This is a genomic window from Kitasatospora sp. NPDC028961, assembly GCF_055564815.1.
This window is the reverse complement of sequence record NZ_JBVHVO010000008.1, coordinates 1-26,227: the sequence shown is the minus strand read 5'-3', so window position 1 is coordinate 26,227 and position 26,227 is coordinate 1. Positions and strand designations below refer to the sequence as shown.

Below are 26,227 nucleotides of genomic sequence, written 5' to 3'. Positions count from 1 at the left end.
CCCGTCCGGCTTCCCGGCGGGGCGGCGGGGGGGTCCGGCCGCCCCCCCCCTCCCCCCGTCCCGGCCGCCCGCCCAGCCAAACAGAGCAACATACACCCCCCGGGGCCGCCCCCCCCGCCCCCCCCCACCACCGACCCGGTCCGACCGGCCGACTCCCGGGTGGCCGTGTCCCGCCGCCGCTGCGACGATGCGGCCCATGGCACCCAGCGCAGGCACCTCCTCCGCGGTCGGCGGGTTCGTCCTGCCGACCCTCGCGGCCGGCCAGTTCCTGATGGCGCTCGACAGCTCCGTCATGAACGTCTCCATCGCGACGGTGGCCGACGACGTCGGGACGACGGTGGCCGGGATCCAGGGCGCCATCACGGCGTACACGCTCGTGATGGCGATGTTCATGATCCCGGGCGGCAAGGTCGGGAAGCTCATCGGCCGGCGACGGGCGTTCATGATCGGCTGCGTCATCTACGGCTGCGGTTCCCTGACCACCTCGCTCGCCCCCAACCTGGCCGTGCTGCTGTTCGGCTGGTCCTTCCTGGAGGGGGTCGGGGCGGCCCTCATCCTCCCGGCGATCGTGGCGCTGGTGGCCGGCAACTTCGCCGCCGGGCGCCGACCGGCCGCCTACGGGTTCGTCGCCGCGGCGGGGGCGGTGGCGATCGCGCTGGGGCCGCTCATCGGCGGTGTCGCGACGACGTACTTCTCCTGGCGCTGGGTCTTCGCCGGCGAGGTCGTCATCGTCCTCGCCATCCTGGTGTTCGCCCGCCGGCTCGCCGACGCCCCGCCCGCCGACCGGGCCGGGCTCGACCTGGTCGGCGCCCTGCTGTCCGCGCTCGGGCTCGGGGTCTTCGTGTTCGGGGTGCTGCGCTCCAGCTCCTGGGGGTGGTTCGTGCCCAAGCCGGGTGCGCCCGGCTGGCTCGGCATCTCGCTCACCGTGTGGCTGCTGCTGGCCGGTGTGCTGCTGATCCGGCTCTTCCTGCACTGGGAGACGCGCGTCGTGGAGCGCGGCGGGGAGCCGCTCGTCGACCCGGCCCTGCTCGGCAACCGCCGGCTCACCGGCGGTCTGACGATGTTCTTCTTCCAGTACTTCATCCAGATGGGCGTGTTCTTCGTCGTCCCGCTCTACCTGTCCGTCGCCCTCGGCCTGTCCGCCCTGCGGACCGGCGTCTGGCTGCTGCCGCTCTCGCTGACGCTGCTGGCCGCCGCGGTCCTGATCCCGCGCCTGTTCCCGGACGTCTCACCGCGCCGGGTGGTACGGCTGGGGACCCTGGCCCTGCTCGCGGGCGCCGTCACCCTGCTCGCCGCGCTCGACGCGGACGCGGGTGCGGAGATCGTCACCCTGCCCCTGCTGCTGATCGGCCTCGGGATGGGCGCGATGGCCTCGCAGCTCGGCGCGGTCACCGTGTCGGCCGTCCCGGACGAGCAGAGCGCGGAGGTCGGCGGCATCCAGAACGCCGTGACCAACCTCGGGTCCTCGATCGGTACCGCGCTCGCCGGATCGATCATGATCGCCGCCCTGACGGCCTCGTTCCTGACCGCCGTCGAGCAGAATCCGGCGGTCCCGGCCGAGGTCGCGGACCGGGCGGCCGTCCAACTGGAGAGCGGCGCGCCCTTCCTGTCGGACGTCCAGCTCACGGCGGCGCTGGACGAGGCGGGCACGAGCCCGGAGGTCGCGCGGGCGGCGCTCGACGCCAACGCGGCCGCGCGGCTGGACGGTCTGCGGGCGGCCCTCGCGATCCTCGCCCTGACCGCCGTCGTGGCGCTGTTCTTCACCCAGCGGATTCCGACCGAACAGTCCGGCCGTGAGACGCCGGCGTAGACCCGGGCGCCTCCTCGGGGTACGGGGGCTTCTGCGCGGAGGTATGGATGTGTGACATGTGAAATGGTAGTTTCCCCGTGCGGCCGACGTGCGGCCGACGTGCGGCCGACGTGCAGCGGGCGTGCGGCGGACTACGGCGAGCGGAGACGACGGGTGGAGCAGCAGGACGGGACGCGCGGAGCCGGGGCGCAGGACCGTGCGGTGCCGGCCGCGCAGGCCGAGTGGTTCCACCACGGCTGGGCCGACACCGGGACGACGCTGCCGCTGCTGCCCGGTGCGGCCTTCGCGGCCGCGCGGCGCGCGGCACTCTCCGAGCGGTTCCCCGGGGAGCGGATCGTCGTCCCCTCGGGCGGGCTCAAGGTCCGCAGCAACGACTTCGACCACACCTTCCGGCCGCACTCCGCGTTCGTCCACCTCACCGCGGAGCAGGGCACGAGCGCCGTCCCCGACAGCGTCCTCGTCCTCGAGCCCACCGGGACCGGGCACGAGGTCACCCTGTTCACCCGGCCGCGGTCGCCGCGCGACGGCGTGCCGAACGGCGCCGAGTTCCACAGCAGCCGCCGGCACGGCGAGTTCTGGGTCGGCCGGCGCCGGACGCTGTCGGAGACCGCCGACGCGATCGGTGTCCGGGCCGCCGCCCGGGACGACCTGGAGCGGGCGCTCGCCGGACACGTCCCGACCCGGGTGGTGCGCGGCGAGGACGCGCTCGTCGACGCACTGGTCCGGCCGGCCCACCGGGCGGAGGCCGAACTGCTGACCTTCCTCGCGGAGTCACGGCTGGTCAAGGACGCCTGGGAGGTCGAGCAGCTGCGCACGGCCGTCCGGTCCACGGTGGCCGGGTTCCACGACGTGGTCGGCGAGCTGCGCCACGCCACGGGCCTCGCGCGGGGCGAGCGCTGGATCGAGGGCACCTTCAACCGCCGCGCCCGGCTGGACGGTTACGGCCTGGGCTTCGAGACCATCGCGGCGGCCGGCGCGCACGCCTGCGTCCTGCACTGGATGCACAACGACGGCCCGGTGCGGGACGGCGACCTCCTCCTGCTGGACGCCGGGGTCGAGGCCGACTCCTTCTACACCGGCGACGTCACCCGGACGCTGCCGGTCTCCGGCCACTACACCGATGTCCAGCGCCGGGTGTACGACCTGGTCTTCGCCGCCCAGTCGGCGGGGATCGCGGCCCTGCGGCCCGGCGCCCGCTACGGGGCCTTCCACGACGCGGCGATGCGCGTGATCGCGGAAGGGCTCGACGCCTGGGGCCTGGCACCGGACGGCGGGCCGTCCCTCGCCGAGTCCGGCCGGTACCGCCGCTTCACCGTCTGCGGCTCGGGGCACATGCTGGGCCTGGACTGCCACGACTGCGCCGGTGCCCGCGGCCAGGCCTACCTGGACGGCGTCCTGGAGGCCGGCCAGGTGCTGACCGTCGAGCCCGGACTGTACTTCCAGCCCGACGATCTGACCGTCCCCGAGGAACTGCGCGGGATCGGCGTCCGGATCGAGGACGACTTCCTGATCACCGCCGACGGCGCGCAGTGGCTGTCTTCGGGCCTGCCGCGCCAGGCGGACGAGGTCGAGGCCTGGATGGCGTCGTTGCGGTAGCCGTGGAGCGGGTCCGCGGTCAGGGCAGCCGGGCGGCGCCGCGGCGGGCGGGCGCGATCTCCTCCAGGACGTGCGCGGGCGTGGCGAACGGCCCGGACTCGCGCGGGTGGTGGACCACCAGCTCGGTGAAGCCCAGCTCCGCGCAGCGCCCCGCGACCTCCTCGAAGGCCGCCGCCGAGCGCATGGTGGGCAGCGGCGAGAACCCGGTCAGCAGGGTGCGGCCGAGTGACTTCGGGTCGCGGCCCTCCTGCTCGCAGGCCGCGTCGAGACTCTCCAGCCGCCGGGCGAGGCCGGCCCAGGTCGAGGCCTCGGTGAGGGTGTCCTTCGGCAGCTCCGCGTCGTCGGTGACCGCCCAGGACGCGCCGTACCGCGCCACGGTGCGCATGCCGAGCGGTCCGGTCGCCGCCAGCAGGAACGGCACCCGGGGCCGCTGGACGCACCCGGGCTCCAGCCGGGCGTCGATCGCGTCGAAGTAGCGGCCGCGGAAGGTGGTCCGCGGCCGGCCCTCGGGCGCCCCGGTGAGCAGCCGGTCCAGCAGTTCCACCGATTCGCGGAACCGGCCGCCGCGTTCCTTCACCGACCAGCCCGTGTCGGGCGCGCCCTGGCCGAGCACGATGCCGTCGGCATCGGGCGCGCCGGCGCCGTAGCCGAGGACGAACCGGCCGCCGCTGATGGTGTCCAGCGTCATGACGTCCTGCGCGAGCGGCACGGGGTGGCGGAAGTTCGCCGAGGAGACCAGCGTGCCGAGGCGGATCCGGGAGGTGGCCCCGGCGGCGGCCGCCAGGGTGGGCACGGCGCCGTACCAGGCGCCGTCCGGCAGGCCGCCCCAGGTGAGGTGGTCGTAGGAGTAGGCGGCGTGGAAGCCCAGCTCCTCGGCGCGGCGCCAGAGCGGGGCCGCCTCGGGGAACGGCCGGTCGGGCAGGATGCAGACGCTGACGCGCACGGGGACTCCAGCCTGTCGGTTCGGTTCTGCCACCGCGTGACGGGGCGGCACCGGTCGGGCGCCGTCGCCGCCCGACCGGTCGCGGTCCGCGGGGGCGTACGGCAGGAGGAACGATCCGCGGCACCGCCGCGGTTCGACGGTGCCCGCGCCCGGGGCCTCCTCGATGCTCTCGCGCCCCGGCCGGGTGCGGCGACCGGGGCGCGGCCGAACCGGCGGGGCTGACGGGAGCCGTCGCGGCCGGGCGCTACTGGGCGTTGATCGCCCGCAGGGTGTTCAGGCGGGCCGCCCGCCGGGCCGGCCAGACCGCCGCCAGCACCCCGATCGCCGGGCCGAGCAGCAGGAACAGGCCGAGCCGCGCCCACGGCAGCACGATCCGGTACTGCGGGAGCGAGGCCCGGGCCAGGCTGCCGCAGGCCCAGGCCAGGAAGATCCCGGCGCCGATGCCGAGAACGGCGCCGAACAGTGAGATCACCACCGACTCCAGCCGCACCATCCGCCTGACGCCCCGGTCGTCCAGGCCGATCGCGCGCAGCAGCCCGATCTCCCTGGTCCGCTCGAAGACGGACATGGCCAGGGTGTTGACGACGCCGAAGACGGCGATCACGACCGTCATGCCGAGCAGGCCGTACATCATGGTGAGCATCGTGTCGATCTCGCCGGACTGCGCCTTCGTCAACTGCGCCCGGTCCTGCACCTGGAGGAGCGGGCTGTTGCCGAGGGCCTCGCGGATCCGCTGGTCGAGGCCGCCGGTGCGCCCGTCGGCCGCGGCCTCGACCAGGACGCTGTCGAGCCGGCCGCCGACGGCGTACGGCAGGACGTCGCCCAGGGCGCCCACGGCGCCGCCCACGGTGCGGGTCTCGCGGTAGACACCGGCGACGGTCAGCTCCCTGGTCTCGCGGCCGAAGCCCAGCGTGCCCGGGAAGGTGTCGCCCTTCGACAGGCCGGTCTCCTCGGCCAGCCGGTCGGAGAGCGCGACCCTGCCGGGGCCGAGGTCCGCGAGCGAGCCGCTGCTGAACTCCAGGTCGGAGACCGCGGCGAGCTGCCGCGGGTCCGCGCCGGTGAACGTGGCGGCCCGGCCCCGCACGCCCAGGGTCGAGGAGGCGACGGGCACCGCCCGCGCGACGCCGGGGACGTCGGCGACCGTGCCGGCGAGTGCGGGGTCGATGCCGCCGTACCCGGCGTTGGACACCTTGTAGTCGGCGGTCAGGCCGCGCACGGCCGCGTCCTGGAGGGCGGCGTCGGTGGAACCGCCGGTCACGCTCAGGCCGGTGATCAGGGCCAGCCCGATCATCAGGGCCGAGGCGGTGGCGGCGGTGCGGCGCGGGTTGCGCAGCGCGTTCTCCTCGGCGAGCCTGCCGCTGACGCCGAAGAACCGGGTGGTGACCGTGCCCGCGAGCCGGATCAGCGGGCGGGACAGCAGCGGGGCGATCACGATCAGGCCGGTCAGGGTGAGCAGCGAACCCAGGGCGGCGGCCTGGAGGTTGGCGTCGGCGCCGTCCCTCCGGGTGGAGACGTACAGCAGGGTGAGCAGGCCGAGGCCGGTGAGCAGTCCGCCGAGGCTGTTGCGCAGGAGCATGCCGCGCCGGGGCGGTGCCTGGTCGACGGTGCTCAGCGCCTCCACCGGGGTGGTCTTCGCGGCCCTGCGGGACGGCAGCCAGGCGGCGAGCACGGTGACGCCGACGCCGGTCAGGAGGGAGCGCAGGAGGGTGTCCGCGGAGATCACCAGGGGGCCGTCCGGCAGGCCCGCGCCGGCCGCGTCGAGGATCGGCCGCACGGCGGTCGCGATCCCGGTCCCGAGCGCGATGCCGGCCGCCGAGGCGCCGAGGCCGAGGAGGGCGGCCTCGGCGAGGACGGCGCGGACGACCTGGCGGCGCGAGGCTCCGACGGCGCGCAGCAGCGCGGTCTCCCGGCTGCGCTGGGCGATCAGCATGGTGAAGGTGTTGGCGATGATGAAGGCGCCGACGAACAGGGCGATCCCGGCGAAGGCGAGGAGCATCCGGGTGAGTTCCTTGGTGCTCTCGGCGATCTGCGCGGCCTGCTCGCGCGCGAGCCGGGCTCCGCTGGTGACCGTGATGCCGTCGGCGGGCAGCAGCGCGCGGATCCTGCCGGTGAGTTCCTCGGCGTCGGTGCCGGGCGCGGAGCCGACGGCCAGCTCGTCGAAGCGGCCGTCCTGGAGGAAGAGCTGCTGGGCGGTCCTGGTGTCGAAGAGCGCGAGGCTGCCGCCGGCCCGCACCCGTGGGTCGTCGGTGTCGACGGTGCCGACCAGCTTCTTGGTCAGCGCGGGGCCCCGGGTGGCGAAGCGGACGGTGTCGCCGACGCGGTAGCCGGCCCGCTCGGCGGTCCCGCGGTCCAGGGCCAGTTCACCGCTGTCGACGGGGCCGCGGCCGGCGCTGAGCGGGAACCGGGCGTCCCGGTCGCCGTGGGCCGCGTCCGGCGCGTAGTTGGTCGCCAGGTTCTGCCAGCTGGTGTCGGCGTCGAGCGGCCGGCCGTCCTTGGCGGCCAGGGTGGCGGTGCCGTTGACGGTGGGGCGCACGGAGGTGACGCCGGGCACGGTGCGGACCTGGTCGGCGAGTTCACTGGTGAGTGCGGTGGACACGGTGTCGTCCGTCCCGGTGTCGGAGCCGCGCCGGGCCTCGGCCTGGACGGAGACGGCGACGTCCTTGAGGCTCCTGGCGGAGGCGGCGCGCAGGGCCTCCGCGACGGTGTCGCCGAAGACGAGGGTGCCGGAGACGAAGGCGACGCCGAGGGTGATCGCGAGGGCGGTCATGATCAGGCGGGCTCGGTGCGCGAAGACGTTGCGCAGGGCTGTTCGCAGCATGGTGGTCCCAGTTCGGAGGTGCGAGGGGGCGGGTGGGGCGCGGGGAGCCGGGTCAGCTCGTGCGGGCGCCGGTGTCGAAGCGCCGCATCCGGTCCAGGACGGTCTCGGCGGTCGGGGCGAGCAGCTCGTCGGTGAGCCGGCCGTCGGCGAGGAAGACCACGCGGTCGGCGTGCGCGGCGGCCGCCGGGTCGTGGGTGACCATCACCACGGTCTGGCCCAACTCCCGTACGGACTCCCGCAGGAAGCCGAGGATCTCGGAGCCGGCGCGGGAGTCCAGGTTGCCGGTCGGTTCGTCGGCGAAGACGATCTCCGGCCGGGCGGCGAGGGCGCGGGCCACGGCGACCCGCTGCTGCTGGCCGCCGGACAGCTGGGCGGGGCGGTGGCCCAGCCGCCCGGCGAGGCCGACGGTCGCCACGACGGTCTCCAGCCACTTCCGGTCCGGCCGGCGGCCCGCGATGGCCATCGGCAGCGTGATGTTCTCCAGCGCCGTCAGGGTGGGGAGCAGGTTGAACGCCTGGAAGACGAAACCGACGCTGTCCCGGCGCAGCCGGGTGAGCTGCCGGTCGCTCAGGCCGGACAGTTCGGTGTCACCGATCCGCGCGGAGCCCGCGGTGACCGCGTCGAGACCGGCCATGCAGTGCATCAGCGTCGACTTGCCGGAGCCGGACGGCCCCATGATCGCGGTGAACCGGCCGCGTTCGAACTCGACCGAGACCGAGTCCAGCGCGACCACCCGGGCCTCGCCCCGGCCGTAGACCTTGCTCAGCCCGGTGGCCCGGGCGGCGGCGGTGCCGGGGGAGACGGGGGCGGGTACGGCTTCCTGCAGTGACATGTCGGCTCCGGGTTACGGGGAGAGGGTCGGTGACTGACTCTCATCCTCGGCGCGCCGCGGCGCCGGACCGTCGGCCTCAGGGTGTGACCGGGGCGTCTGCCGAAGGTCGGGCCCGGGGTGGTGCCTCCTCCTCGCGGCGGACGGCCGCCTCTGCCGTCCGGCAGAGACGGCCTACCGGGCCGGTGCTCAGGACAGCAGCCCCGCCCGGTGGGCGAGGACCGCCGCCTGGACGCGGCTGTCCGTGCCGGTCTTCACCAGGACGGCGCTGACGTGGGTCTTCACCGTGCCCACGCCGATGCCCAGTCGGCGGCCGATCTCCGCGTTGGCGAGACCACGGCCGAGCAGCGCGAGGACGTCGCGCTCGCGGCCGGTGAGCGCCGCCAGCCGCTGGTCGGGGACGGCGCCCGGGGCCGGGGCGGCCGGCGCACCGGCGCCGGTGTCGAGCATGCGGTCGATGACGGTCCGGGTGACCTTGGGCGAGAGGACGGCGTCGCCGCCGGCGGCGGCCCGGACCGCGCTGATCAGCTCCTGCGGGCCCTCGTCCTTGAGGAGGAAGCCGGTGGCGCCGGAGCGCAGCGCGCGCGTCACGTTCTGCTCGTCGCCGAAGGTGGTGAGCATGACGACCTGCGGCCCGGGGTCCAGGGCGAGGAGCCGCTCGATGGTGGCGAGCCCGTCGAGCACGGGCATCCGGATGTCGATCAGGGCCACGTCCGGGCGGGTCTCGGCGGCGACCCGGACGGCCTCCTCGCCGTTCGCCGCCTCGCCGACCACCTCGATGCCCTCGGCGTGGCGCAGGATCAGCCGGACGGCGTGCCGGATCAGTTCCTCGTCGTCGGCGAGCAGGACCCGGATCGGGTGGTGGACGGCAGGGGGGAACTCGGTCACGGGGACTCCCACGGTGGTGTGCGCGACACCATGGGCACGGTGAAGCGGTCGATCGTGGCCAACGTATCGCCACGGAAGCAGAGCCGGGTGATGGTGAGCCGGTCGCCGCCCTGCGGGGCGGCCTCGTCCGTGGGGGTGCCCTCGGCAGCCGGGGCCGGCGGTGTCGGGTCCGCGTAGCGGAACGTCGGGTACATGCAGCTCGTCACGGACTCCGCGCGGGCCGGCTCCCGGCCCGTCGCCGCCGCGCGCACCGCCGGGTCGTCCCCGTAGACGGCCCGCTCCACCATCGCGCGGGACATCCCGATCCTGGGCGGCTCGGGATCGCGGGGGGCGGGATCCGGGGACGCCTGGGAGACCAGCAGGAGACCGCACATCATCAGCACGCCGACACCCGCGAGGCCGAGGAACCCGCTGAGGGCGTCCACGACGCGGCGTCGGAGACCGGCGGGCGGGTGGTCGGCGTGCGGCTCGGACGGTGCCTCGCGCGGCGGGGCGCCCGCGGCGGTGAGACTCGCTCCCGGGTCGGGGCGGGCCGGGATCCGCGCGGCGACCGCGAAGCCCCCGGCCGGCGTCGGGCCCGCTTCCAGGGCGCCGCCGAGCAGCGCCACCCGTTCCCGCAGCCCGACCAGTCCGCGCCCGGTGCCCAGGCCGGTCGCCGCCTCGGGGGTCACCGGCGGGAGGCCGTTGCGCACGAGCACCTCCACCCGGTCCTCGGTGTGCGTCACCGCCACGGTCACGCGGGCCCCGGCGGCGTAGCGGTGCACATTGGTCAGCGACTCGCGCACCACGCGGTGCACCGCCCGCCGCACCTGGGCGGCGCGCTCGTGCAGGTCGGGGCCGTCCCAGGTGAGCTCGACGGGTATGCCGCCGGTGCGGGACTCCGCGGCCAGCGCCTCGACGTCGGATCTGGTCCCGGTGCTGTCGGTCAGCGCGTCCGTCCCGGTGTCCCGGCCCAACGGGCCCAGAACGCCGAGTACTTCGCGCAGCTCCCGCATCGCGTCCCCGGTGGCCCGGCGGACCAGGGCCGCCTCGTCCCGCAGGTCCGGCGCCTCCTTCCGCAGGGCCATCTCCAGGCCGCCCGCGTGCAGCGAGATCAGGCTGAGCCGGTGGCCGACCAGGTCGTGCATCTCGGCGGCGATCCGGGAGCGCTCGTGGATCCGGGACTCGCTCTCCGCGAGCCGGCGGGCCGCCTCCGCGGCGGCGGCCCGCTCCCGGAGCGCCCGCAGCAGCCGGTCCTCCTGCCCGCCCGAGCCGCCGAGGAGCCCCGGCACCACCAGGGTGGTCGCCGCGAGTACGGCGCCGAGCGCGAGCCCGAACGCGTGGCCGCCGAGCCCGATGGCCGGGGCGAGGATGGCGCAGACCAGCGCCGCCAGCACGGCAGAGGCGAGCAGTACGGTGCTCCGGCGCCGGGGGGCGGTCAGGTGCCTGGCCGAGGTGTACGCGGTCACGGCGGCCGGCAGTCCGGCGGGGGGCAGCAGCCCGACGACGACGGAGGTGCCCAGCAGGCTCAGTACGGGGAAGCGGCGGCGGACGGCGAGCAGGACGAGGACGACGGTGCCGAGGAGGAGCTGGATCTCGCCGGCCGGGCCGCGGCCGCCCAGGATCAGCTGGGTGAGGAGCATCAGCGCCGCGCCGCCGGTCGTCTCCGCGAGGGCGCGCCACAGCCCCCGGCCCGGTTCGCCGGGGGCCGTGAACGGATTTCGGGAGAGGGGGGCCATCGGCCCATTGTCGGGGGTGGTGCCGCGGGTCCTTGTGCGACCTGGGGATGAGCTGCGGCTCTGTCGAAAGTCGGAGAGCCGGTGTTCCGCCGTCACCGGACAATTGGTCCAGACCTATTGACGGGCCTTGCCGCCCCTCCTACGATCCGGTTCGGCACAGCCCCACATGTCCCCACCTCACCCAGAGCCGGGCGTCACGCCCCCACGCGTCGGTCATGTCCATGACGCTCGGCGGGAAAGGGAGCACCGCATGTTCCGTCGAAGGTCGCGTACGCCACGTCCGTCGGGCGAACCCCGACCCAGCCAGGACCACGGCCGCCTCGGAGGCGACCGGACCGGGAGCGAGCCGCTCGGGGCTCCCGGCCTCCAGCGGGCGACCGCGGCACGCGCGTCGCGGGCCGGCCGGCCCGGGCACGGACAGACCGTCATGATGCGTTCCCTCGCCGGGGTGAGCGTCGCCGCCGTCCTCGGGGCCGGACTCGCCCTGACCGGCTCCGTCACGGCCGGGGCGGCCACCACCAACCTGGTGGCCAACCCCGGGTTCGAGAACGGACTCTCCGACTGGACCTGCACCGGCGGCTCCGGCGCGGCCGTCGGCAGCCCGGTCCACTACGGCACCTCCGCGCTCAAGGCCACGCCGACCGGCCTGGACAACGCCCAGTGCACCCAGACCGTCAGCGTGCAGCCCAACTCCCAGTACACGCTGAGCGCCTACGTCCAGGGCAGCTACGTCTACCTGGGCGCCACCGGCTCCGGCATCACCACGGCGCCGTCCACCTGGACGCCGAACAGCGCGACGTACAGCCAGCTCAGCGTCGGCTTCACCACCGGGGCGACCACCACCTCCTTGACCGTCTACCTGCACGGGTGGTACGGGCAGCCGGCGTTCTACGCGGACGACGTGTCGCTCGCCGGCCCCGGCGGCAGCAGCCCCACGCCGACCGCGACCCCGACGACCGCTCCGCCGACCACGACGCCGCCGACCACCGCTCCGCCGACGACGACGCCGCCGACGACCGCTCCGCCGACCACGACGCCGCCGACGACCGCTCCGCCGACGACGACGCCGCCGACGACCGCTCCGCCGACCACGCCGCCGCCGGGTGACACCTGCCCGACGAAGCCGAAGCCCTCGGGCAAGGTCCTCCAGGGCTACTGGGAGAACTGGGACGGTGCCGCGAACGGCGTCCACCCGGGCATGGGCTGGGTGCCCATCACGGACAGCCGGATCGCCGCGCACGGCTACAACGTCATCAACGCCGCGTTCCCGGTGATCCTCTCGGACGGCACCGTCCTGTGGCAGGACGGCATGGACGCCGGCGTCAAGGTCTCGACCCCCGCCGAGATGTGCCAGGCCAAGGCCGCCGGCGCGACGCTCCTGATGTCGATCGGCGGCGCCGCCGCGGGCATCGACCTGAGCTCCAGCACCGTCGCCGACAAGTTCGTGGCGACCGTCGTGCCGATCCTCAAGAAGTACAACTTCGACGGCATCGACATCGACATCGAGACCGGTCTGTCCGGCAGCGGCAGCATCACCACGCTGTCCGCCTCCCAGTCCAACCTGATCCGCATCATCGACGGTGTGCTGGCGCAGATGCCCGCGGGCTTCGGCCTGACGATGGCCCCCGAGACCGCCTACGTGACCGGCGGAAGCGTCACCTACGGGTCGATCTGGGGCTCCTACCTGCCGATCATCAAGAAGTACGTCGACAACGGCCGCCTCTGGTGGCTGAACATGCAGTACTACAACGGCAGCATGTACGGCTGCTCCGGCGACTCCTACCAGGCGGGCACCGTCCAGGGCTTCACCGCGCAGACCACCTGCCTGAACAACGGCCTGACCATCCAGGGCACCACCATCAAGGTGCCCTACGACAAGCAGGTGCCCGGTCTGCCGGCCCAGCCCGGTGCGGGCGGCGGCTACATGGCGCCGGGCCTGGTCAGCCAGTCGTGGAACGCCTTCAACGGTTCGCTGAAGGGGCTCATGACGTGGTCGGTCAACTGGGACGGCTCGAAGGGCTGGAGCTTCGGCGACAACGTCAAGTCCCTCCAGGGGCGTTGATCACCGCCGATCCGCTGCTGACAGCCCGCTGACCGCACGCGGGACGGACCCGGGAGCGCCCCCTGCTCCCGGGTCCGACCGGTCCGAGCGGTCCGAAAGGCGCTTGTGGGGGCGCTGTTAGCCTGGTCCGCATGATCATCGGGAAGGGTTTCGGCCCACGGACGTCCACCGCGCCGGAGTCGAGCCGCCCGCAGCGCGCCCTCATCCTCGCGAGCTTCGTCAGCCGGGTGGGCAACGGGCTGTTCAACACCGCCGCGGTGCTCTACTTCACGCTGGTGGTCCACCTGCCCGCCGCCCAGGTCGGCGCCGGTCTCACGGTCGCCGGTCTGGTCGGGCTGCTGGCCGGGATCCCGGCCGGGAACCTGGCCGACCGGTACGGCCCGCGCACGGTCTGGCTGACGGCCCTCGCACTGCAGGCCGTGACGATGGCCGCCTTCGTGTTCATCCAGGACTGGGCCACCTTCACGCTCATCGCCACCCTGGACCGGCTGGCGGCAACCGCGGGCGGCGCCGCGGGCGGTGCGCTCATCGCCCGGACCGGCGGGGAACGCCCGGCCGCCTTCCGGGCGAGGCTCCGCACCTTCGTCAACCTCGGCGTGGTCCTGGGCACCCTGGGCGCGGCCTTCGCCGTGTCGGTCGACACCCGCGCGGCGTACACCGCGCTCATCCTCGCCAACGCCGCCAGCTTCGCCGGCGCCGGCCTCGTCGCCCTGGTCGGCGTCCCGAACTACCGGCCGCTGCCCCGGCCCGAGGAGCACCACCGCTGGGCCGTCCTGGCCGACCGCCCGTACGTGTCCTTCGTCGCGCTCTACGGTGCGATGGGCCTGCAGTACCAGACCGTCTCCCTGCTGCTTCCGATCTGGCTCTCCGCCCACACCGACGCGCCGCGCTGGACGGTGGCGGCGGTCTACGCGGCCAACAGCGGGGTGTGCGTGCTGCTCCAGAGCAGGATCGGCTCCCGGGTGGAGACGCCGCGCCAGGGCGGCCGGGCGTTCCGGCTGGCGGGGCTGCTCTTCCTGGTCAGCTGCCCCTTGATGGCCCTGACCGCGGACGTTCCGGTCTGGGTCGCGCCGGCGCTCGCCCTCCTCGCCGTCGCGGTGCACAGCCTCGGCGAGGTGTGGGAGTCCTCGGGCGGCTTCGCGCTCGGCTTCGGCCTGGCCCCCGACCACGCCCAGGGGCAGTACCAGGGCTTCCTCGGCATCGGCTTCGCCGCCGGGCAGGCGCTGGCTCCGCTGGTCCTGACGACCGCGGTCCTCGGCCTCGGGCACGCGGGCTGGCTGCTGCTCGGCGTGTTCTTCGCGGCCCTGGGCGCGGCGGGCCCGCCGGTGGCCGCCTGGGCCGAACGCACCCGCCGCCCGGCCCCCGACCCGGCCCACGCGACGCGGGACCGGCCCGAGGAGGCCGCGCTCCCGGACCCCGCCTGACGTCCTGCCGAGACCGTGCCGCAGACCGGGAGCGCGTGCCCCGGCGGGCATCTCGTGGCCCTCGGGACGCACCCGGGCGAACGAGGCCGTGACCGCCGGCAGTCATCGCGCCATCGGGCGGCGGTATCGGCGAAAAACAAGCAGGCATGATTGCTTTTTCTCCGTGCCGGTGCCACGCTGCTGCCCGACGGCAAGCGTGGCGAGTGCGGGGCCACCGGTAGGGGAGGCGCACCTGTGGGGTCGCGTTCGGTACTGCGGATCGGCAATGCCTCGGGCTTCTACGGGGACCGCTTCTCGGCGGTGCGCGAGATGCTCACGGGCGGGCCGCTGGACGTCCTGACCGGGGACTACCTGGCCGAGCTCACCATGCTCATCCTGGCCCGGGACCGGCTGAAGGACCCCTCGCTCGGCTACGCGAGGACGTTCCTGCGGCAGTTGGAGGAGTGCCTCGGCCTGGCGCTGGAGCGCGGGGTGCGGATCGTGGTCAACGCCGGTGGCCTCAATCCGGCCCGACTCGCGGACGCGGTCCGTGAACTGGCGCGGCGTCAGGGGCTCGATCCCGCCGTCGCCCATGTCGAGGGTGACGACCTGCTGCCCCGGCGGGCCGAACTCGGCCTCCCCGAAGGACTGCTGGCCGCCAACGCCTATCTCGGCGCCTTCGGGATCGCCGAGTGCCTGACCGCCGGGGCCGACCTGGTGGTCACCGGCCGGGTCACCGACGCGGCGCTGGTCGTCGGCCCGGCGATCGCCCGGTTCGGCTGGGGGCCGGGGGACCTGGACGAGCTGGCCGGCGCCGTGGTGGCCGGGCACGTGCTGGAGTGCGGGGCGCAGGCGACCGGCGGCAACTACGCGTTCTTCCGCGAGCACGACGTCACCCGGCCCGGCTTCCCGATCGCCGAGCTGGCGGCGGACGGCTCCAGCGTCATCACCAAGCATCCGGGCACCGGCGGCGCCGTCACCACCGGTACCGTCACCGCCCAACTCCTCTACGAGACGGGCGACGCGCGCTACCTGGGACCGGACGTCACGGCCCGGCTGGACACCGTGCGGCTCGCCGAGGAGGGGCCGGACCGGGTCCGGATCCACGGCGTGCGGGGCGAGGCGCCGCCGCCGACCCTCAAGGTCGGGCTGAACCGGCTCGGCGGCCACCGCAACGAGGTGGTGTTCGTCCTGACCGGCCTGGACATCGAGGCCAAGGCCGCCCTGGTCCAACGGCAGTTGGCCGAGGCCCTGCCGCCGGACGCCCGCCCCGCCGAACTCCGGTGGACGCTCGCCCGCACCGACCACCCCGACGCCGCCACCGAGGAGAGCGCCTCGGCGCTGCTGCGGCTCACCGCCCGGGACCGCGATCCGGCCAAGGTCGGGCGCGAACTCGGCAAGGCGGCCGTGGAGTTGGGGCTGGCCGGTTACCCCGGCTTCCATCTCACCGCGCTGCCCGGGGCGGGATCGCCGTACGGGGTCTTCACCGCCGCGTACGTCGACGCCAAGGCGGTGGAGCACACCGCGGTCCTGCCGGACGGGCGGCGGGTCGCCGTACCGCCCGCGCCGGTCACCGCCCCGGCGGAGCCGTCGACCCGGCCGTCGGAGCCGGGCCCGGACGTGCCGGAGCCACTGCCGCCCGGCCCGACCGTGCGGGCACCGCTCGGCCGGGTGGCCGGCGCCCGCAGCGGCGACAAGGGCGGCGACGCCAACCTCGGGGTCTGGGCCCGCGGCGCGGACGGCTGGCGCTGGCTCGCGCACATCCTCACCGTCGATCTGCTGCGCGAACTCCTGCCGGAGACGGCCGGGTTGCCGATCAGCCGACAGCTCCTCCCGCATCTTCGCGCGGTCAACTTCACCATCACCGGCCTGCTCGGCGAGGGCGTCGCCGCCCAGCACCGCTTCGACCCGCAGGCCAAGGCGCTGGGGGAGTGGCTGCGCTCCCGCCACCTCGACATCCCGGAGGCGCTGCTGTGACCGTCCTGCCCACCCGCCTCGACCCGGCCGGCGCCGACTACGCCGAGCACCGGGCCGCGATGCTCGCCAAGCTCACCGAACTGGACGCCGAACACGCCAAGGCACTGGCCGGCGGCGGCCCCAAGTACGTCGAACGCCACCGCGGCCGGGGCAAGTTGCTGCCGCGCGAGCGGATCGAGCTGCTGATCGACCAGGACTCGCCGTTCCTGGAGCTCTCCCCGCTCGCCGCCTGGGGCAGCGACTACCCGGTCGGCGCGGCGCTCGTCACCGGGATCGGAGTGATCGAGGGCGTCGAGTGCCTCATCACGGCCAACGACCCCACCGTACGTGGCGGGGCCAGCAACCCCTGGACGCTGCGCAAGGCCCTGCGCGCCAACGAGATCGCGCTGCGGAACCGGCTCCCGGTGGTCAACCTGGTCGAGTCCGGCGGCGCCGACCTGCCCAGCCAGAAGGAGATCTTCATCCCCGGGGGCGCGCTCTTCCGCGACCTCACCCGGCTCTCCGCGGCGGGCATCCCCACCGTGGCCGTGGTGTTCGGCAACTCCACGGCCGGCGGCGCCTACGTGCCGGGGATGTCCGACCACACCGTGATGGTGAAGGAGCGGGCCAAGGTCTTCCTGGGCGGCCCGCCACTGGTCAGGATGGCCACCGGCGAGGAGTCCGACGACGAGTCGCTCGGCGGCGCCGAGATGCACGCCCGCACCTCCGGCCTGGCCGACCACTTCGCGGTGGACGAACCGGACGCGCTGCGGCTGGCGCGGCGGATCGTCGCCCGGCTGAACCACCGCCGGCACGGCCCCGCCGCCGACCCGCTCGCCGAGCCGCCGAAGTACGCCGAGGAGGAACTGCTCGGCATCGTCCCGGGCGACCTCAAGATCCCGTTCGACCCGCGCGAGGTGATCGCCCGGATCGTCGACGGATCGGACTTCGACGAGTTCAAGCCGCTCTACGGCACCAGTCTCGCCACCGGCTGGGCCAGGCTGCACGGTTACCCGGTCGGCATCCTCGCCAACGCCCAGGGCGTGCTGTTCAGCCCGGAGTCGCAGAAGGCCGCCCAGTTCATCCAGTTGGCCAACCAGCGCGACATCCCGCTGGTGTTCCTGCACAACACCACCGGCTACATGGTCGGCAAGGACTACGAGCAGGGCGGCATCATCAAGCACGGCGCAATGATGATCAACGCCGTCGCCAACTCCACGGTTCCGCACCTGTCGGTGCTGATGGGCGCCTCCTACGGGGCCGGCCACTACGGCATGTGCGGGCGGGCCTACGAGCCGCGGTTCCTGTTCGCCTGGCCGAGCGCCAAGTCGGCCGTGATGGGACCGCAGCAGCTCGCCGGGGTGCTGTCGATCGTGGCCCGGCAGTCCGCGGCGGCCAAGGGGCAGCCCTACGACGAGGACGCGGACGCCGCGATCCGGGCGATGGTCGAGCAGCAGATCGAGGCGGAGTCGCTGCCCGCTTTCCTTTCCGGCCGGCTCTACGACGACGGGGTGATCGATCCCCGCGACACCCGGACCGTGCTCGGCCTGTGCCTCTCCGCGATCCACAACGCGCCCGTCGAGGGCGCGCGCGGCTACGGCGTCTTCCGCATGTGATCCGACTCTGAGAGGGACCGACGTGATCGCCAACCTGCTGGTCGCCAACCGGGGCGAGATCGCCCGCCGGGTGTTCCGCACCTGCCGGAGCCTAGGCATCGCCACCACCGCCGTCTACGCCGACCCGGACGCCGACGCCCCGCACACCCGGGAGGCCGACGCCGCCGTCCGGCTCCCCGGCGCGGCGCCCGCCGACACGTATCTGCGCGGCGACCTGATCGTCAAGGCCGCGCTGGCCGCCGGGGCCGACGCGGTCCACCCCGGCTACGGATTCCTCTCCGAGAACGAGGAGTTCGCGCAGGCGGTGCTCGACGCGGGCCTGACCTGGATCGGCCCGCCCCCGGCCGCGATCGCCGCGATGGGCTCCAAGACCGCCGCGAAGCGCCTGATGGCCGCCGCCGGCGTGCCCGTGCTGGAGGCCCTCACCGACCCCGCCGAGGCCGACCTGCCGCTGCTGGTCAAGGCGGCCGCGGGCGGCGGCGGGCGCGGCATGCGGGTGGTCCACCGGCTGGACGAACTCGCGCCCCGGCTGGCCGAGGCCCGCGCCGAGGCGGCCAGGAGCTTCGGCTCGGACGAGGTGTTCTGCGAGCGCTACCTGCCCACCGGGCGGCACGTCGAGGTCCAGCTGCTCGCCGACACGCACGGCACGGTGTGGGCGGTCGGCGAACGCGACTGCTCGCTGCAGCGCCGCCACCAGAAGGTCATCGAGGAGGCCCCGGCCCCCGGCCTCGACGAGGAGGTGCGCACCGCGCTGCACGCGGCCGCCGTCGCCGCCGCCCGGGCGATCGGCTACACCGGCGCCGGCACGGCGGAGTTCCTGCTCGCCCCCGACGGCCGGTTCCACTTCCTGGAGATGAACACCCGCCTCCAGGTCGAGCACCCCGTCACCGAGTGCGTCACCGGGCTCGACCTGGTCGCGCTCCAACTGCGCGTCGCCGAGGGCGAACCGCTGCCCGCCCCGGCGCCGCCCGCCCCGCGCGGCCACGCCATCGAGGCCCGCCTCTACGCCGAGGACCCGGCGCGCGACTGGCAGCCGCAGACCGGCACCCTGCACCGTCTCGAACTCCCCGGCACCACCGTCGAGTTCGCTACCGCCGACGGTGACACCGGGCTGCGCCTGGACTCCGGGGTGGCGGCCGGCAGCGTGATCGGCGCGCACTACGACCCGATGCTCGCCAAGGTCGTCGCCTGGGCGCCGACCAGGGCCGCCGCCGCCCGCCGGCTCGCCGACGCGCTCACCCGGGCCCGGATCCACGGGCCGGTCACCAACCGGGACCTGCTCGTCGCGGCGCTGCGCCACCCCGCCTTCCTGGCCGGCCGGGTGCACACCGCCTTCCTGGCCGAGCACGCCGCCGGTCTCACCCCCGCTCCCGGCGGGGACGCGGCGGCGGCCCTCGCCGCCGCGCTGGCCGACGCCGCCGAACGCCGCGTCGGCTCGGCGCTGCCCTCCGGCTGGCGCAACCTGCCCTCGCAGCCGCAGAGCAAGCGGTACGCCGCCGCCGACGCCACCGTGTACGAGGTCCGCTACCGGTTCGGCCGGGCCGGGCTGGTTGCCGAGGACCACCCGGGCACCACGCTCGTCTCGGCGACGCCCACCCGGGTGGTCCTGGAGACCGACGGCGTCCGCAGCGGCTACGACATCGCGCGCCACGGCGACCGGGTCCACCTGGACAGCCCGGCCGGCGCCACCGTGCTGACCGCGCTGGAGCGCTTCCCCGACCCGGCCGCGCAGGTCGATCCGGGGGCCCTGCTCGCCCCGATGCCCGGCACCGTGGCGCGCACCGCCGTCGCGGTCGGCGACACCGTCACCGCGGGCCAGCCGCTGCTCTGGCTGGAGGCGATGAAGATGGAGCACCGGGTCACCGCCCCCGCCGACGGCGTGCTCACCGAACTCCGGGCCGTTCCCGGCCAGCAGGTCGAACTCGGCGCCCTGCTCGCCGTCGTGCAGCCTGCGCCCTGAGGGAGCCTCCCGAGCCCGACTCCCCGAGACGGCACCCGAGACCCCCTGGGAGAGCACCGACTCCCACCCGATTCCCGTGCCAGCCCCGATCCGCCCGGAAGGACGACCGCATGTCCGCACCGCGCACCACCACCCCCGGCAGCCCGCTGATCGAGAGCCCCGAACGCCAGGCCCTGCGCCGCGCCGTGGCCGACCTCGGCAGCCGCTACGGCTCCGCGTACTACCTGGGCAAGGCCCGGGCCGGCCTGCCCGCCGACGAGCTCTGGGCCGAGGCCGGCAAGGCCGGCTACCTCGGGGTCAACCTGCCCGCCGAGTACGGCGGCGGAGGCGGCGGCATCGCCGACCTCTCCATCGTCCTGGAGGAACTCGGCACCGCCGGCTGCCCGTTGCTGATGCTGATCGTCTCCCCGGCGATCTGCGGCACGGTGATCGCCCGCTACGGCACCGAGCAGCAGAAGCGGCAGTGGCTGCCCGGCCTCGCCGACGGCACCCGGCGGATGGCCTTCGGCATCACCGAGCCGGACGCCGGCTCCAACTCCCACCGGATCTCCACCGTCGCCCGCCGCGACGGTGAGGACTGGCTGCTCACCGGCCGCAAGGTGTTCGTCTCCGGCATCGACCACAGCGACGCCGTGCTGTTCGTCGCCCGCACCGAGGACGCCCGGACCGGCAAGCTCAGGCCCGCGCTCTTCGTCGTCCCGCGCGAGACGGCCGGGTTCGAGTACCGCCCGATACCGATGGAACTCGTCTCCCCGGAGAAGCAGTTCCAGGTCTTCCTGGACGACGTCCGGCTGCCCGCCGACGCCCTGGTCGGCGACGAGAGCGCCGGGCTGCTGCAACTCTTCGCCGGCCTCAACCCCGAGCGGATCATGACCGCCGCCTTCTCGCTCGGTCTGGCCCGCCAGGCCCTCGGCCGGGCCGTCGAGTACGCCAAGGCCCGGACGGTCTGGTCGACCCCGATCGGCGCCCACCAGGGCCTGGCCCACCCGCTCGCCCAGTGCGCGGTGGAGATCGAACTCGCCCGGCTGATGACGCAGAAGGCCGCGCTGCTCTACGACGGGGGCGACGACCTCGCGGCGGGCGAGGCCGCCAACATGGCCAAGTACGCGGCCGGCGAGGCCGCCGCCCGCACCGTCGACCAGGCCGTCCAGACCCTGGGCGGCAACGGCCTGACCCAGGAGTACGGGCTCGGCGCGCTGCTCGCCGCCACCCGGGTCGGCCGGGTCGCCCCGGTCAGCCGGGAGATGGTGCTCAACTTCGTGGCCCAGCACACCCTCGGGCTGCCCAAGTCGTACTGACCCGGGGCCCGGGCGGGCGCCCGGCGGGAGCGCTCCGCCGCCGAACTCCAGCGCGACGCCGGCGGCGCGGGCCACCGTCTGTGCGAGGCGGCGGCCCGCCGCCGCCCGCCGCCCGGCACCCCGGCTCGGCGGGCCGCCCGGCGACGTGTGCCCTGGTCGGGAGCGGGCGAGCGGAGCGGACCGGGTGCGCCGGGCACGGCGATCGGCCGGCACGGGGCCCTGCCGCCCTTCGTCACAATGGAGCAACGCTCCGCCACTGTCCGTATGCTCCTGTGCGCGCGCTCGGCCGACCGGCGGGCCGGACCACTCGCCGATCCCCCCGACCGGGCGTCAACTACCCCTTTGGAGGCACGCCTTGGTGTTCCACAGCGAGTTCCCGGACGTCGGCATCGTCGATCTGCCGATCCACGAGGCGGTGCTCGGCTCCGCCGCCCGCTACGGCGACCGGCCGGCCCTGATCGACGGGATCACGGGGGAGTCGGTCAGCCACGCGCGGCTCGCCACGGCCGTCCGCCGGGCGGCCGCCGGGCTGGCCGAGGCCGGCGTGCGCCGGGGCGACGTGGTGGCACTGTTCAGTCCCAACACGATCGCGTACCCGATGGCCTTCTACGGCGCCACCCGGGCCGGGGCCACCGTCACCACGGTGTCCTCCCTCGCCACCCCGGGCGAGCTGGCCGGCCAGCTCGCCGACAGCGGCGCGCGCTGGCTGATCACCGTCTCGCCGTTCCTGGACACCGCCCGCCAGGCCGCCGGGAAGCTCGCCGCCGAGGGCCGGGCGCTCGCCGAGATCATCGTGCTGGACGGCGCCGAGGGCCACCGCTCGCTGGCCGACCTGCTCGCCTCCGGCGGCCCCGACCCCGAGCCGGCGATCGACCCCGGCAGCGACCTCGCCGTCCTCCCCTATTCCAGCGGCACCACCGGCCTGCCCAAGGGCGTGATGCTCACCCACCGCTCGATCGCCACCAACCTCGCCCAGACGGACGCCCTGTACCGGCCGCGGGAGGGGGAGCGGATCCTCGCCGTCCTCCCCTTCTTCCACATCTACGGCCTGGCCGCCCTGCTCAACCAGCCGCTGCGGTGCGGCGCCACCGTCGTCGTCCTGCCGCGCTTCGAGCTGGAGCAGTTCTGCCGCACCATCGAGGAGCAGCGCGTCCAGGCCCTGATCGTGGCACCGCCGATCGCGCTCGCCCTGGCCAGGCACCCGGTGGTCGACCGCTTCGACCTCTCCTCGGTGGAGTACCTGCTCTGCGCGGCCGCCCCGCTGGACCCGGACCTGGCCGCCGCCTGCGCCCGGCGGCTCGGCCTGCCGCACATCCTCCAGGGCTACGGCATGACCGAGCTGTCCCCGGTCTCGCACGTCGTCTCCCCGACCGAGACCGACCCCCCGGCGGGCTCGGTCGGCCGGATGGTGCCCTCGACCGAGCTGCGGGTGGTCGCCCTGGACGGCAGCGGAGCCGACCTCGGCCCCGGCGAGCCGGGCGAGCTGCTGCTCCGCGGCCCGCAGGTGATGGAGGGGTACTTCGGCCGGCCCTCCGACACCGCCGCCACCATCGACGCCGACGGCTGGCTGCACACCGGCGACGTCGGACACGTCGACGGGCGCGGCTACCTGTACGTCGTCGACCGGGTCAAGGAACTGATCAAGTACAAGGGGTACCAGGTCGCCCCCGCCGAGCTGGAGGCCCTGCTGCTCAGCCACCCGCAGATCGCCGACGCCGCGGTGATCGGCGTCGTGGACGCGGACGGCACCGAGTACCCCAAGGCCTTCGTGGTCCGCGCCCCCGGCAGCGCGCTCACCGAGCAGGACGTCACCTCCTTCGTGGCGGCCGAGGTCGCCCCCTACAAGAAGGTGCGGGCGGTGGAGTTCCTGGACGCCGTCCCCAAGTCCGCCGCCGGCAAGATCCTGCGCCGGGAGCTGCGGGCCCGCGAGGCCGCCCGCTGAGGCGGGCGGCGGATCTGCGAGGATCGACCCCGCCCGGACCCCCCACGGACAGGACCAGTCGCCGCCGATGACCGCCCACCCCGCCGCCCGTACCCCCCAGCAGGACCGCAGCCGCGCCACCCGGCAGCGGCTGCTGGCGGCGGCCGTCGACTGTCTGGCCGAGGTCGGCTGGAACGGCGCCACCGTCTCCGTGGTCGCCGAACGGGCCGGAGTCTCCCGCGGCGCCGCCCAGCACCACTTCCCCACCCGCGAGGACCTCTTCACCGCGGCCGTCGAGCACGTCACCGCCGAGCGGCTGGCAGCGGTCCGCGCCCACGCGGACGAGCTGCCGGCCGCCGGACCGGACCGCACCGTGGCCGTGGTCGACATGATCGTGCGCCTCTACACCGGTCCGCTGTTCCGCGCGGCCCTGCACCTGTGGGTCGCCGCCGCCACCGACGAACCGCTGCGTGCGCGGATCGTCGCACTTGAGGGCAGGGTCGGCCGCGAGGCCCACCGGGCCGCCGTCGAGTTCCTGGACGCCGACGAAAGCCGCCCCGGAGTGCGCGAGACGGTGCAGGCGACCCTCGACATGGCACGCGGTCTCGGACTGGCCGACCTGCTCTCCGACGACAGCGCCAGACGATCCGGAGTGATCCGGCAGTGGGCGGGCCTCCTGGAGGGTACGCTGCGGCCGGTACGCCCATGACGCCCGTACGACAGGCCCGTCCGAGGAACCTCTGACCAAGGGGTCGCCGGGCGGCCGATGTCCGTGCAGTCTGGAGAAGAACCCCGGCCGGCACGGACCACGAGGCCCCGCCCGGCCGGACACGAGCCGAACGCGGGGTGCTGGCTGATCATGCACGGACACGAATGGGACGAGACCGACGCCGCCGGCCCCGCACCGGGCGGAGCCTCCGTACGCCTGGACGGCCATCGCCTCGTCCCGCTCGCCACCGCGCTGCTCCAGGAGGACGGCCTCATCCTCCACTGGAGCGAGGACGCCGAGGCGCTGCTCGGCTTCTCCTCGGAGGAGGCCGTCGGCAGCTACGCCGCCCAGCTGCTCACCGGCCGCACCGACCGCCCCGAGGTGCTCGCCCTGTTCGAGCGCATCATGAGCGGCAAGGGCTGGTCCGGCGTCTTCCCGGTCCGCCACCGCGACGGCCACGTGGTCGAGCTGGAGTTCCGCACCTACCCGATAGCCGGCCCCGGCGGCACCCTGCTGCTGCTCGCCACCGCCTCGGACACCCAGGCCCTGCACCGGGTCGAGGCCGACCTCGCCGTCCTCGACGGGATCTTCGGCCAGTCCCCGATAGGCATGGCCGTCTACGACACCGACCTGCGCTACGTCCGGCTCAACCTGGCGCTGGCCCGGATGAACGGCGTCCCCGTCGAGGACCACCTCGGACGCCGGATCAGCGGCGTCCTGCCCGGCATCAACAGCGCCGAGATCGAACAGACCATGAGACAGGTGCTCACCACCGGCCGTCCCGTGGTCGACGCCCGCTCGCACGGCCGCGTTCCCGGCGACCCGCGCCGCGACCGGGCCTGGTCCGCCTCCTACTTCCGGCTGGAGGACTCCACCGGCCGGGTCTTCGGCGTCTGTTCGTCCATCATCGACGTCACCGAGCGGTTCCAGGCCGAGGCCCGCGCCGCCCGCGCGCAGGAACGCCTCACCACCATCGCCGAGGCCACCGCCCGGATCGGCACCACGCTCGACCTCCAGCGCACCGCGGAGGAGCTGATCGAGGCCGTCGTCCCCCGGTTCGCCGACTTCGCCACCGTCGACCTGCTGGAGCCGGTGCTGCGCGGCGCCGAGCCCGCCGCGATCCCCGAGGACCGCTCCGTCCAGCTGCGCGCCGTGGCCGTCGGCGAGTCCTACGAGTCCGGCCTGGCCCACGCCGTCGACACCGTCGGCGACGTCTCCGAGTACGCCCCCGACCGCAGCTACACCCAGTGCCTGCGCAGCGGCCGCCCGCTGCTGCGGGCCCAGGTGGACGAGGACGTGCTGCGCGGCCTGGTCGCCACCGAGGAGCGGGTCGCACCGGGCATCGGCGCCGGCATCCACTCGTACCTGATGGTGCCGCTGACCGCCCGGGGCATGGTGCTCGGCGGCTCCGAGTTCATCCGGATGCGCAACCCCGAGCCGTTCACCGACGCCGATGTCGCGCTCGCCGAGGAACTGGTCGCCCGCACCGCGATCGCGATCGACAACGCCCGGCTCTACCGGCGCGAGCGCGAGACCGCGCTGACCCTCCAGCGCAGCCTGCTGCCGCAGGAGATCCACCGCACGCTCGGCCTGGAGATCGCCTACCGGTACCTGCCCAGCAGCGTGACCAGCGAGGTCGGCGGCGACTGGTTCGACGTCGTCCCGCTCTCCTGCGGCCGGGTCGCGCTGGTGGTCGGCGACGTGATGGGCCACGGCATCCGGGCCGCCGCCACGATGGGTCAGCTGCGCACCGTCGCCCGGACCCTGGCCACCCTGGACATGCCGCCCGAGCAGGTGCTGACCCGGCTGGACGAGACCGCCTCGGGGATCGGCGAGGGCCAGTTCGCCACCTGCATCTGCGCCGTCTACGACCCGCTGGAGCGGACGGTGCAGGTGGCCTCGGCGGGCCATCTGCCCCCGGTCTCGGTCGCGCCGGACGGCACCGCCCGCCGGATCGACGTGCCGCCCGGTGCCCCGCTCGGGGTCGGCGGCGTGGCCTTCGAGTCGATCGGCTTCACCCTCCCCGAGGGCGGCCTGCTGGCCCTCTACACCGACGGCCTGGTCGAGCGGCGCGGCCGGGACCTCGACGACGGCATCGACCTGCTCGCCCGCACGCTCTCCGGCCCCGGCCGCACCCTGGAGGAGAACTGCGACGCCGTCCTCGGCGCGCTGGTCACCGACGGCACCGACGACGACATCGCGATGATCATGGCCCGGGTGCTGCCGCTGCCCTCGGACCGGATCGCCACCCTCTCGCTCACCGGCGGCGGCCGGCTGCCCGGCACGGCCCGCCGCTTCACCCGCGCGACCCTGGACGGCTGGGGCCTGTCCGCGCTCTCCGACTACGCCGAGCTGCTGGTCAGCGAGCTGGTCACGAACGCCCTGCTGTACTCCGACACCCCGCGCCGGCTCCGGCTCTTCCGCGACCGGGTGCTCACCCTGGAGGTCGCCGACTCCGGCGGCCAGACGCCGCAGCTGCGCCCGTTCGCCGAGCAGGACGAGGGCGGCCGCGGGATGTTCCTGGTCAACGAGCTGGCCCAGCGCTGGGGCAGCCGCCTGACCAGGGACGGCAAGGTGGTCTGGGCGGAGCTGGAGCTGCCGTTCGGCACCGGCTGAGCGCACCGACGCGCGGGACCTCGCACCCCGGGAGGAGGGGGGGGGGTCCCCGCTAGGGCAGAAGGGAAGACACAGGTCGAAGAG

At 74.7% G+C, this 26,227-nt stretch carries 16 protein-coding genes; 11 read left to right on the top strand and 5 right to left on the bottom strand.

What is annotated here, in order from left to right; all coding sequences use genetic code 11:
- Window positions 1-196 precede the first annotated feature (196 nt).
- Both ACZ4UX_RS17145 and ACZ4UX_RS17140 read left to right on the top strand, forming a co-directional pair.
- A complete protein-coding gene (locus ACZ4UX_RS17145; protein ID WP_465707244.1) occupies window positions 197-1,810 on the top strand; it encodes an MFS transporter in 1,614 nt (537 codons plus the stop codon).
- Window positions 1,811-1,873: 63 nt separating this feature from the next.
- On the top strand, window positions 1,874-3,406 hold the full coding sequence (locus ACZ4UX_RS17140; protein WP_465707243.1) for an aminopeptidase P family protein: 1,533 nt from the start codon (window positions 1,874-1,876) through the stop codon (window positions 3,404-3,406).
- A 19-nt stretch (window positions 3,407-3,425) separates the two neighbouring features.
- Here ACZ4UX_RS17140 and ACZ4UX_RS17135 read toward each other — a convergent pair whose 3' ends face one another.
- The 5 genes from ACZ4UX_RS17135 to ACZ4UX_RS17115 all read right to left on the bottom strand — a co-directional run bounded on the left by ACZ4UX_RS17135 (window position 3,426) and on the right by ACZ4UX_RS17115 (window position 10,602).
- Complete coding sequence (locus ACZ4UX_RS17135) at window positions 3,426-4,349, bottom strand: LLM class flavin-dependent oxidoreductase (protein ID WP_465707242.1); 924 nt, start codon at window positions 4,347-4,349, stop codon at window positions 3,426-3,428.
- A 244-nt stretch (window positions 4,350-4,593) separates the two neighbouring features.
- Complete coding sequence (locus ACZ4UX_RS17130) at window positions 4,594-7,167, bottom strand: ABC transporter permease (protein WP_465707241.1); 2,574 nt, start codon at window positions 7,165-7,167, stop codon at window positions 4,594-4,596.
- 52 nt (window positions 7,168-7,219) lie between these two features.
- Window positions 7,220-7,999 (bottom strand): ABC transporter ATP-binding protein, encoded by a 780-nt coding sequence (locus tag ACZ4UX_RS17125; RefSeq protein ID WP_465707240.1) that lies wholly within the window; start codon window positions 7,997-7,999, stop codon window positions 7,220-7,222.
- A 186-nt stretch (window positions 8,000-8,185) separates the two neighbouring features.
- Complete coding sequence (locus ACZ4UX_RS17120; RefSeq protein ID WP_465707239.1) at window positions 8,186-8,884, bottom strand: response regulator; 699 nt, start codon at window positions 8,882-8,884, stop codon at window positions 8,186-8,188.
- Window positions 8,881-10,602 carry a sensor histidine kinase gene (locus tag ACZ4UX_RS17115; protein ID WP_465707238.1) on the bottom strand — a complete coding sequence of 574 codons (1,722 nt, stop codon included), beginning with the start codon at window positions 10,600-10,602 and terminating at the stop codon, window positions 8,881-8,883. The genes ACZ4UX_RS17120 and ACZ4UX_RS17115 overlap by 4 nt, the downstream gene beginning before the upstream one ends.
- 427 nt (window positions 10,603-11,029) lie before the next feature.
- Between ACZ4UX_RS17115 and ACZ4UX_RS17110 the strand changes: the two genes are divergently transcribed.
- The 9 genes from ACZ4UX_RS17110 (at window position 11,030) to ACZ4UX_RS17070 (ending at window position 26,143) form a co-directional block, all read left to right on the top strand.
- Window positions 11,030-12,664: a carbohydrate binding domain-containing protein gene (locus ACZ4UX_RS17110; protein ID WP_465707237.1), complete on the top strand. Its 1,635-nt coding sequence runs from the start codon at window positions 11,030-11,032 to the stop codon at window positions 12,662-12,664.
- A 131-nt stretch (window positions 12,665-12,795) separates the two neighbouring features.
- A complete protein-coding gene (locus ACZ4UX_RS17105) occupies window positions 12,796-14,088 on the top strand; it encodes an MFS transporter (RefSeq protein WP_465707236.1) in 1,293 nt (430 codons plus the stop codon).
- 309 nt (window positions 14,089-14,397) lie between these two features.
- On the top strand, window positions 14,398-16,044 hold the full coding sequence (locus ACZ4UX_RS17100) for an acyclic terpene utilization AtuA family protein (protein WP_465707389.1): 1,647 nt from the start codon (window positions 14,398-14,400) through the stop codon (window positions 16,042-16,044).
- Window positions 16,041-17,639 (top strand): acyl-CoA carboxylase subunit beta, encoded by a 1,599-nt coding sequence (locus ACZ4UX_RS17095; protein WP_465707235.1) that lies wholly within the window; start codon window positions 16,041-16,043, stop codon window positions 17,637-17,639. The genes ACZ4UX_RS17100 and ACZ4UX_RS17095 overlap by 4 nt, the downstream gene beginning before the upstream one ends.
- A 22-nt stretch (window positions 17,640-17,661) precedes the next feature.
- The gene (locus ACZ4UX_RS17090) at window positions 17,662-19,599 is read left to right on the top strand and encodes an acetyl/propionyl/methylcrotonyl-CoA carboxylase subunit alpha (protein ID WP_465707234.1); all 1,938 of its coding nucleotides are present in this window, start codon (window positions 17,662-17,664) and stop codon (window positions 19,597-19,599) included.
- Between the two features lie 110 nt (window positions 19,600-19,709).
- Window positions 19,710-20,897 carry an acyl-CoA dehydrogenase family protein gene (locus ACZ4UX_RS17085; RefSeq protein ID WP_465707233.1) on the top strand — a complete coding sequence of 396 codons (1,188 nt, stop codon included), beginning with the start codon at window positions 19,710-19,712 and terminating at the stop codon, window positions 20,895-20,897.
- A gap of 355 nt (window positions 20,898-21,252) precedes the next feature.
- Complete coding sequence (locus tag ACZ4UX_RS17080) at window positions 21,253-22,839, top strand: 4-coumarate--CoA ligase family protein (protein WP_465707232.1); 1,587 nt, start codon at window positions 21,253-21,255, stop codon at window positions 22,837-22,839.
- Window positions 22,840-22,906: 67 nt separating this feature from the next.
- Entirely contained in the window at window positions 22,907-23,527 is a 621-nt protein-coding gene (locus ACZ4UX_RS17075) for a TetR/AcrR family transcriptional regulator (RefSeq protein ID WP_329486144.1), read from the top strand.
- A gap of 150 nt (window positions 23,528-23,677) precedes the next feature.
- Window positions 23,678-26,143 (top strand): SpoIIE family protein phosphatase, encoded by a 2,466-nt coding sequence (locus tag ACZ4UX_RS17070; RefSeq protein WP_465707231.1) that lies wholly within the window; start codon window positions 23,678-23,680, stop codon window positions 26,141-26,143.
- The last annotated feature ends 84 nt before the right edge of the window (window positions 26,144-26,227 follow it).

Excerpts from the sequence above, each read along its gene's own strand:
- ACZ4UX_RS17145 (WP_465707244.1), top strand. The coding sequence starts at position 197 with ATGGCACCCAGCGCAGGCACCTCCTCCGCGGTCGGCGGGTTCGTCCTG.
- ACZ4UX_RS17140 (WP_465707243.1), top strand. The coding sequence starts at position 1,874 with ATGGTAGTTTCCCCGTGCGGCCGACGTGCGGCCGACGTGCGGCCGACG.
- ACZ4UX_RS17130 (WP_465707241.1), bottom strand. The coding sequence starts at position 7,167 with ATGCTGCGAACAGCCCTGCGCAACGTCTTCGCGCACCGAGCCCGCCTG.
- ACZ4UX_RS17125 (WP_465707240.1), bottom strand. The coding sequence starts at position 7,999 with ATGTCACTGCAGGAAGCCGTACCCGCCCCCGTCTCCCCCGGCACCGCC.
- ACZ4UX_RS17115 (WP_465707238.1), bottom strand. The coding sequence starts at position 10,602 with ATGGCCCCCCTCTCCCGAAATCCGTTCACGGCCCCCGGCGAACCGGGC.
- ACZ4UX_RS17110 (WP_465707237.1), top strand. The coding sequence starts at position 11,030 with ATGATGCGTTCCCTCGCCGGGGTGAGCGTCGCCGCCGTCCTCGGGGCC.
- ACZ4UX_RS17105 (WP_465707236.1), top strand. The coding sequence starts at position 12,796 with ATGATCATCGGGAAGGGTTTCGGCCCACGGACGTCCACCGCGCCGGAG.
- ACZ4UX_RS17100 (WP_465707389.1), top strand. The coding sequence starts at position 14,398 with ATGCTCACGGGCGGGCCGCTGGACGTCCTGACCGGGGACTACCTGGCC.
- ACZ4UX_RS17085 (WP_465707233.1), top strand. The coding sequence starts at position 19,710 with ATGTCCGCACCGCGCACCACCACCCCCGGCAGCCCGCTGATCGAGAGC.
- ACZ4UX_RS17075 (WP_329486144.1), top strand. The coding sequence starts at position 22,907 with ATGACCGCCCACCCCGCCGCCCGTACCCCCCAGCAGGACCGCAGCCGC.
- ACZ4UX_RS17070 (WP_465707231.1), top strand. The coding sequence starts at position 23,678 with ATGCACGGACACGAATGGGACGAGACCGACGCCGCCGGCCCCGCACCG.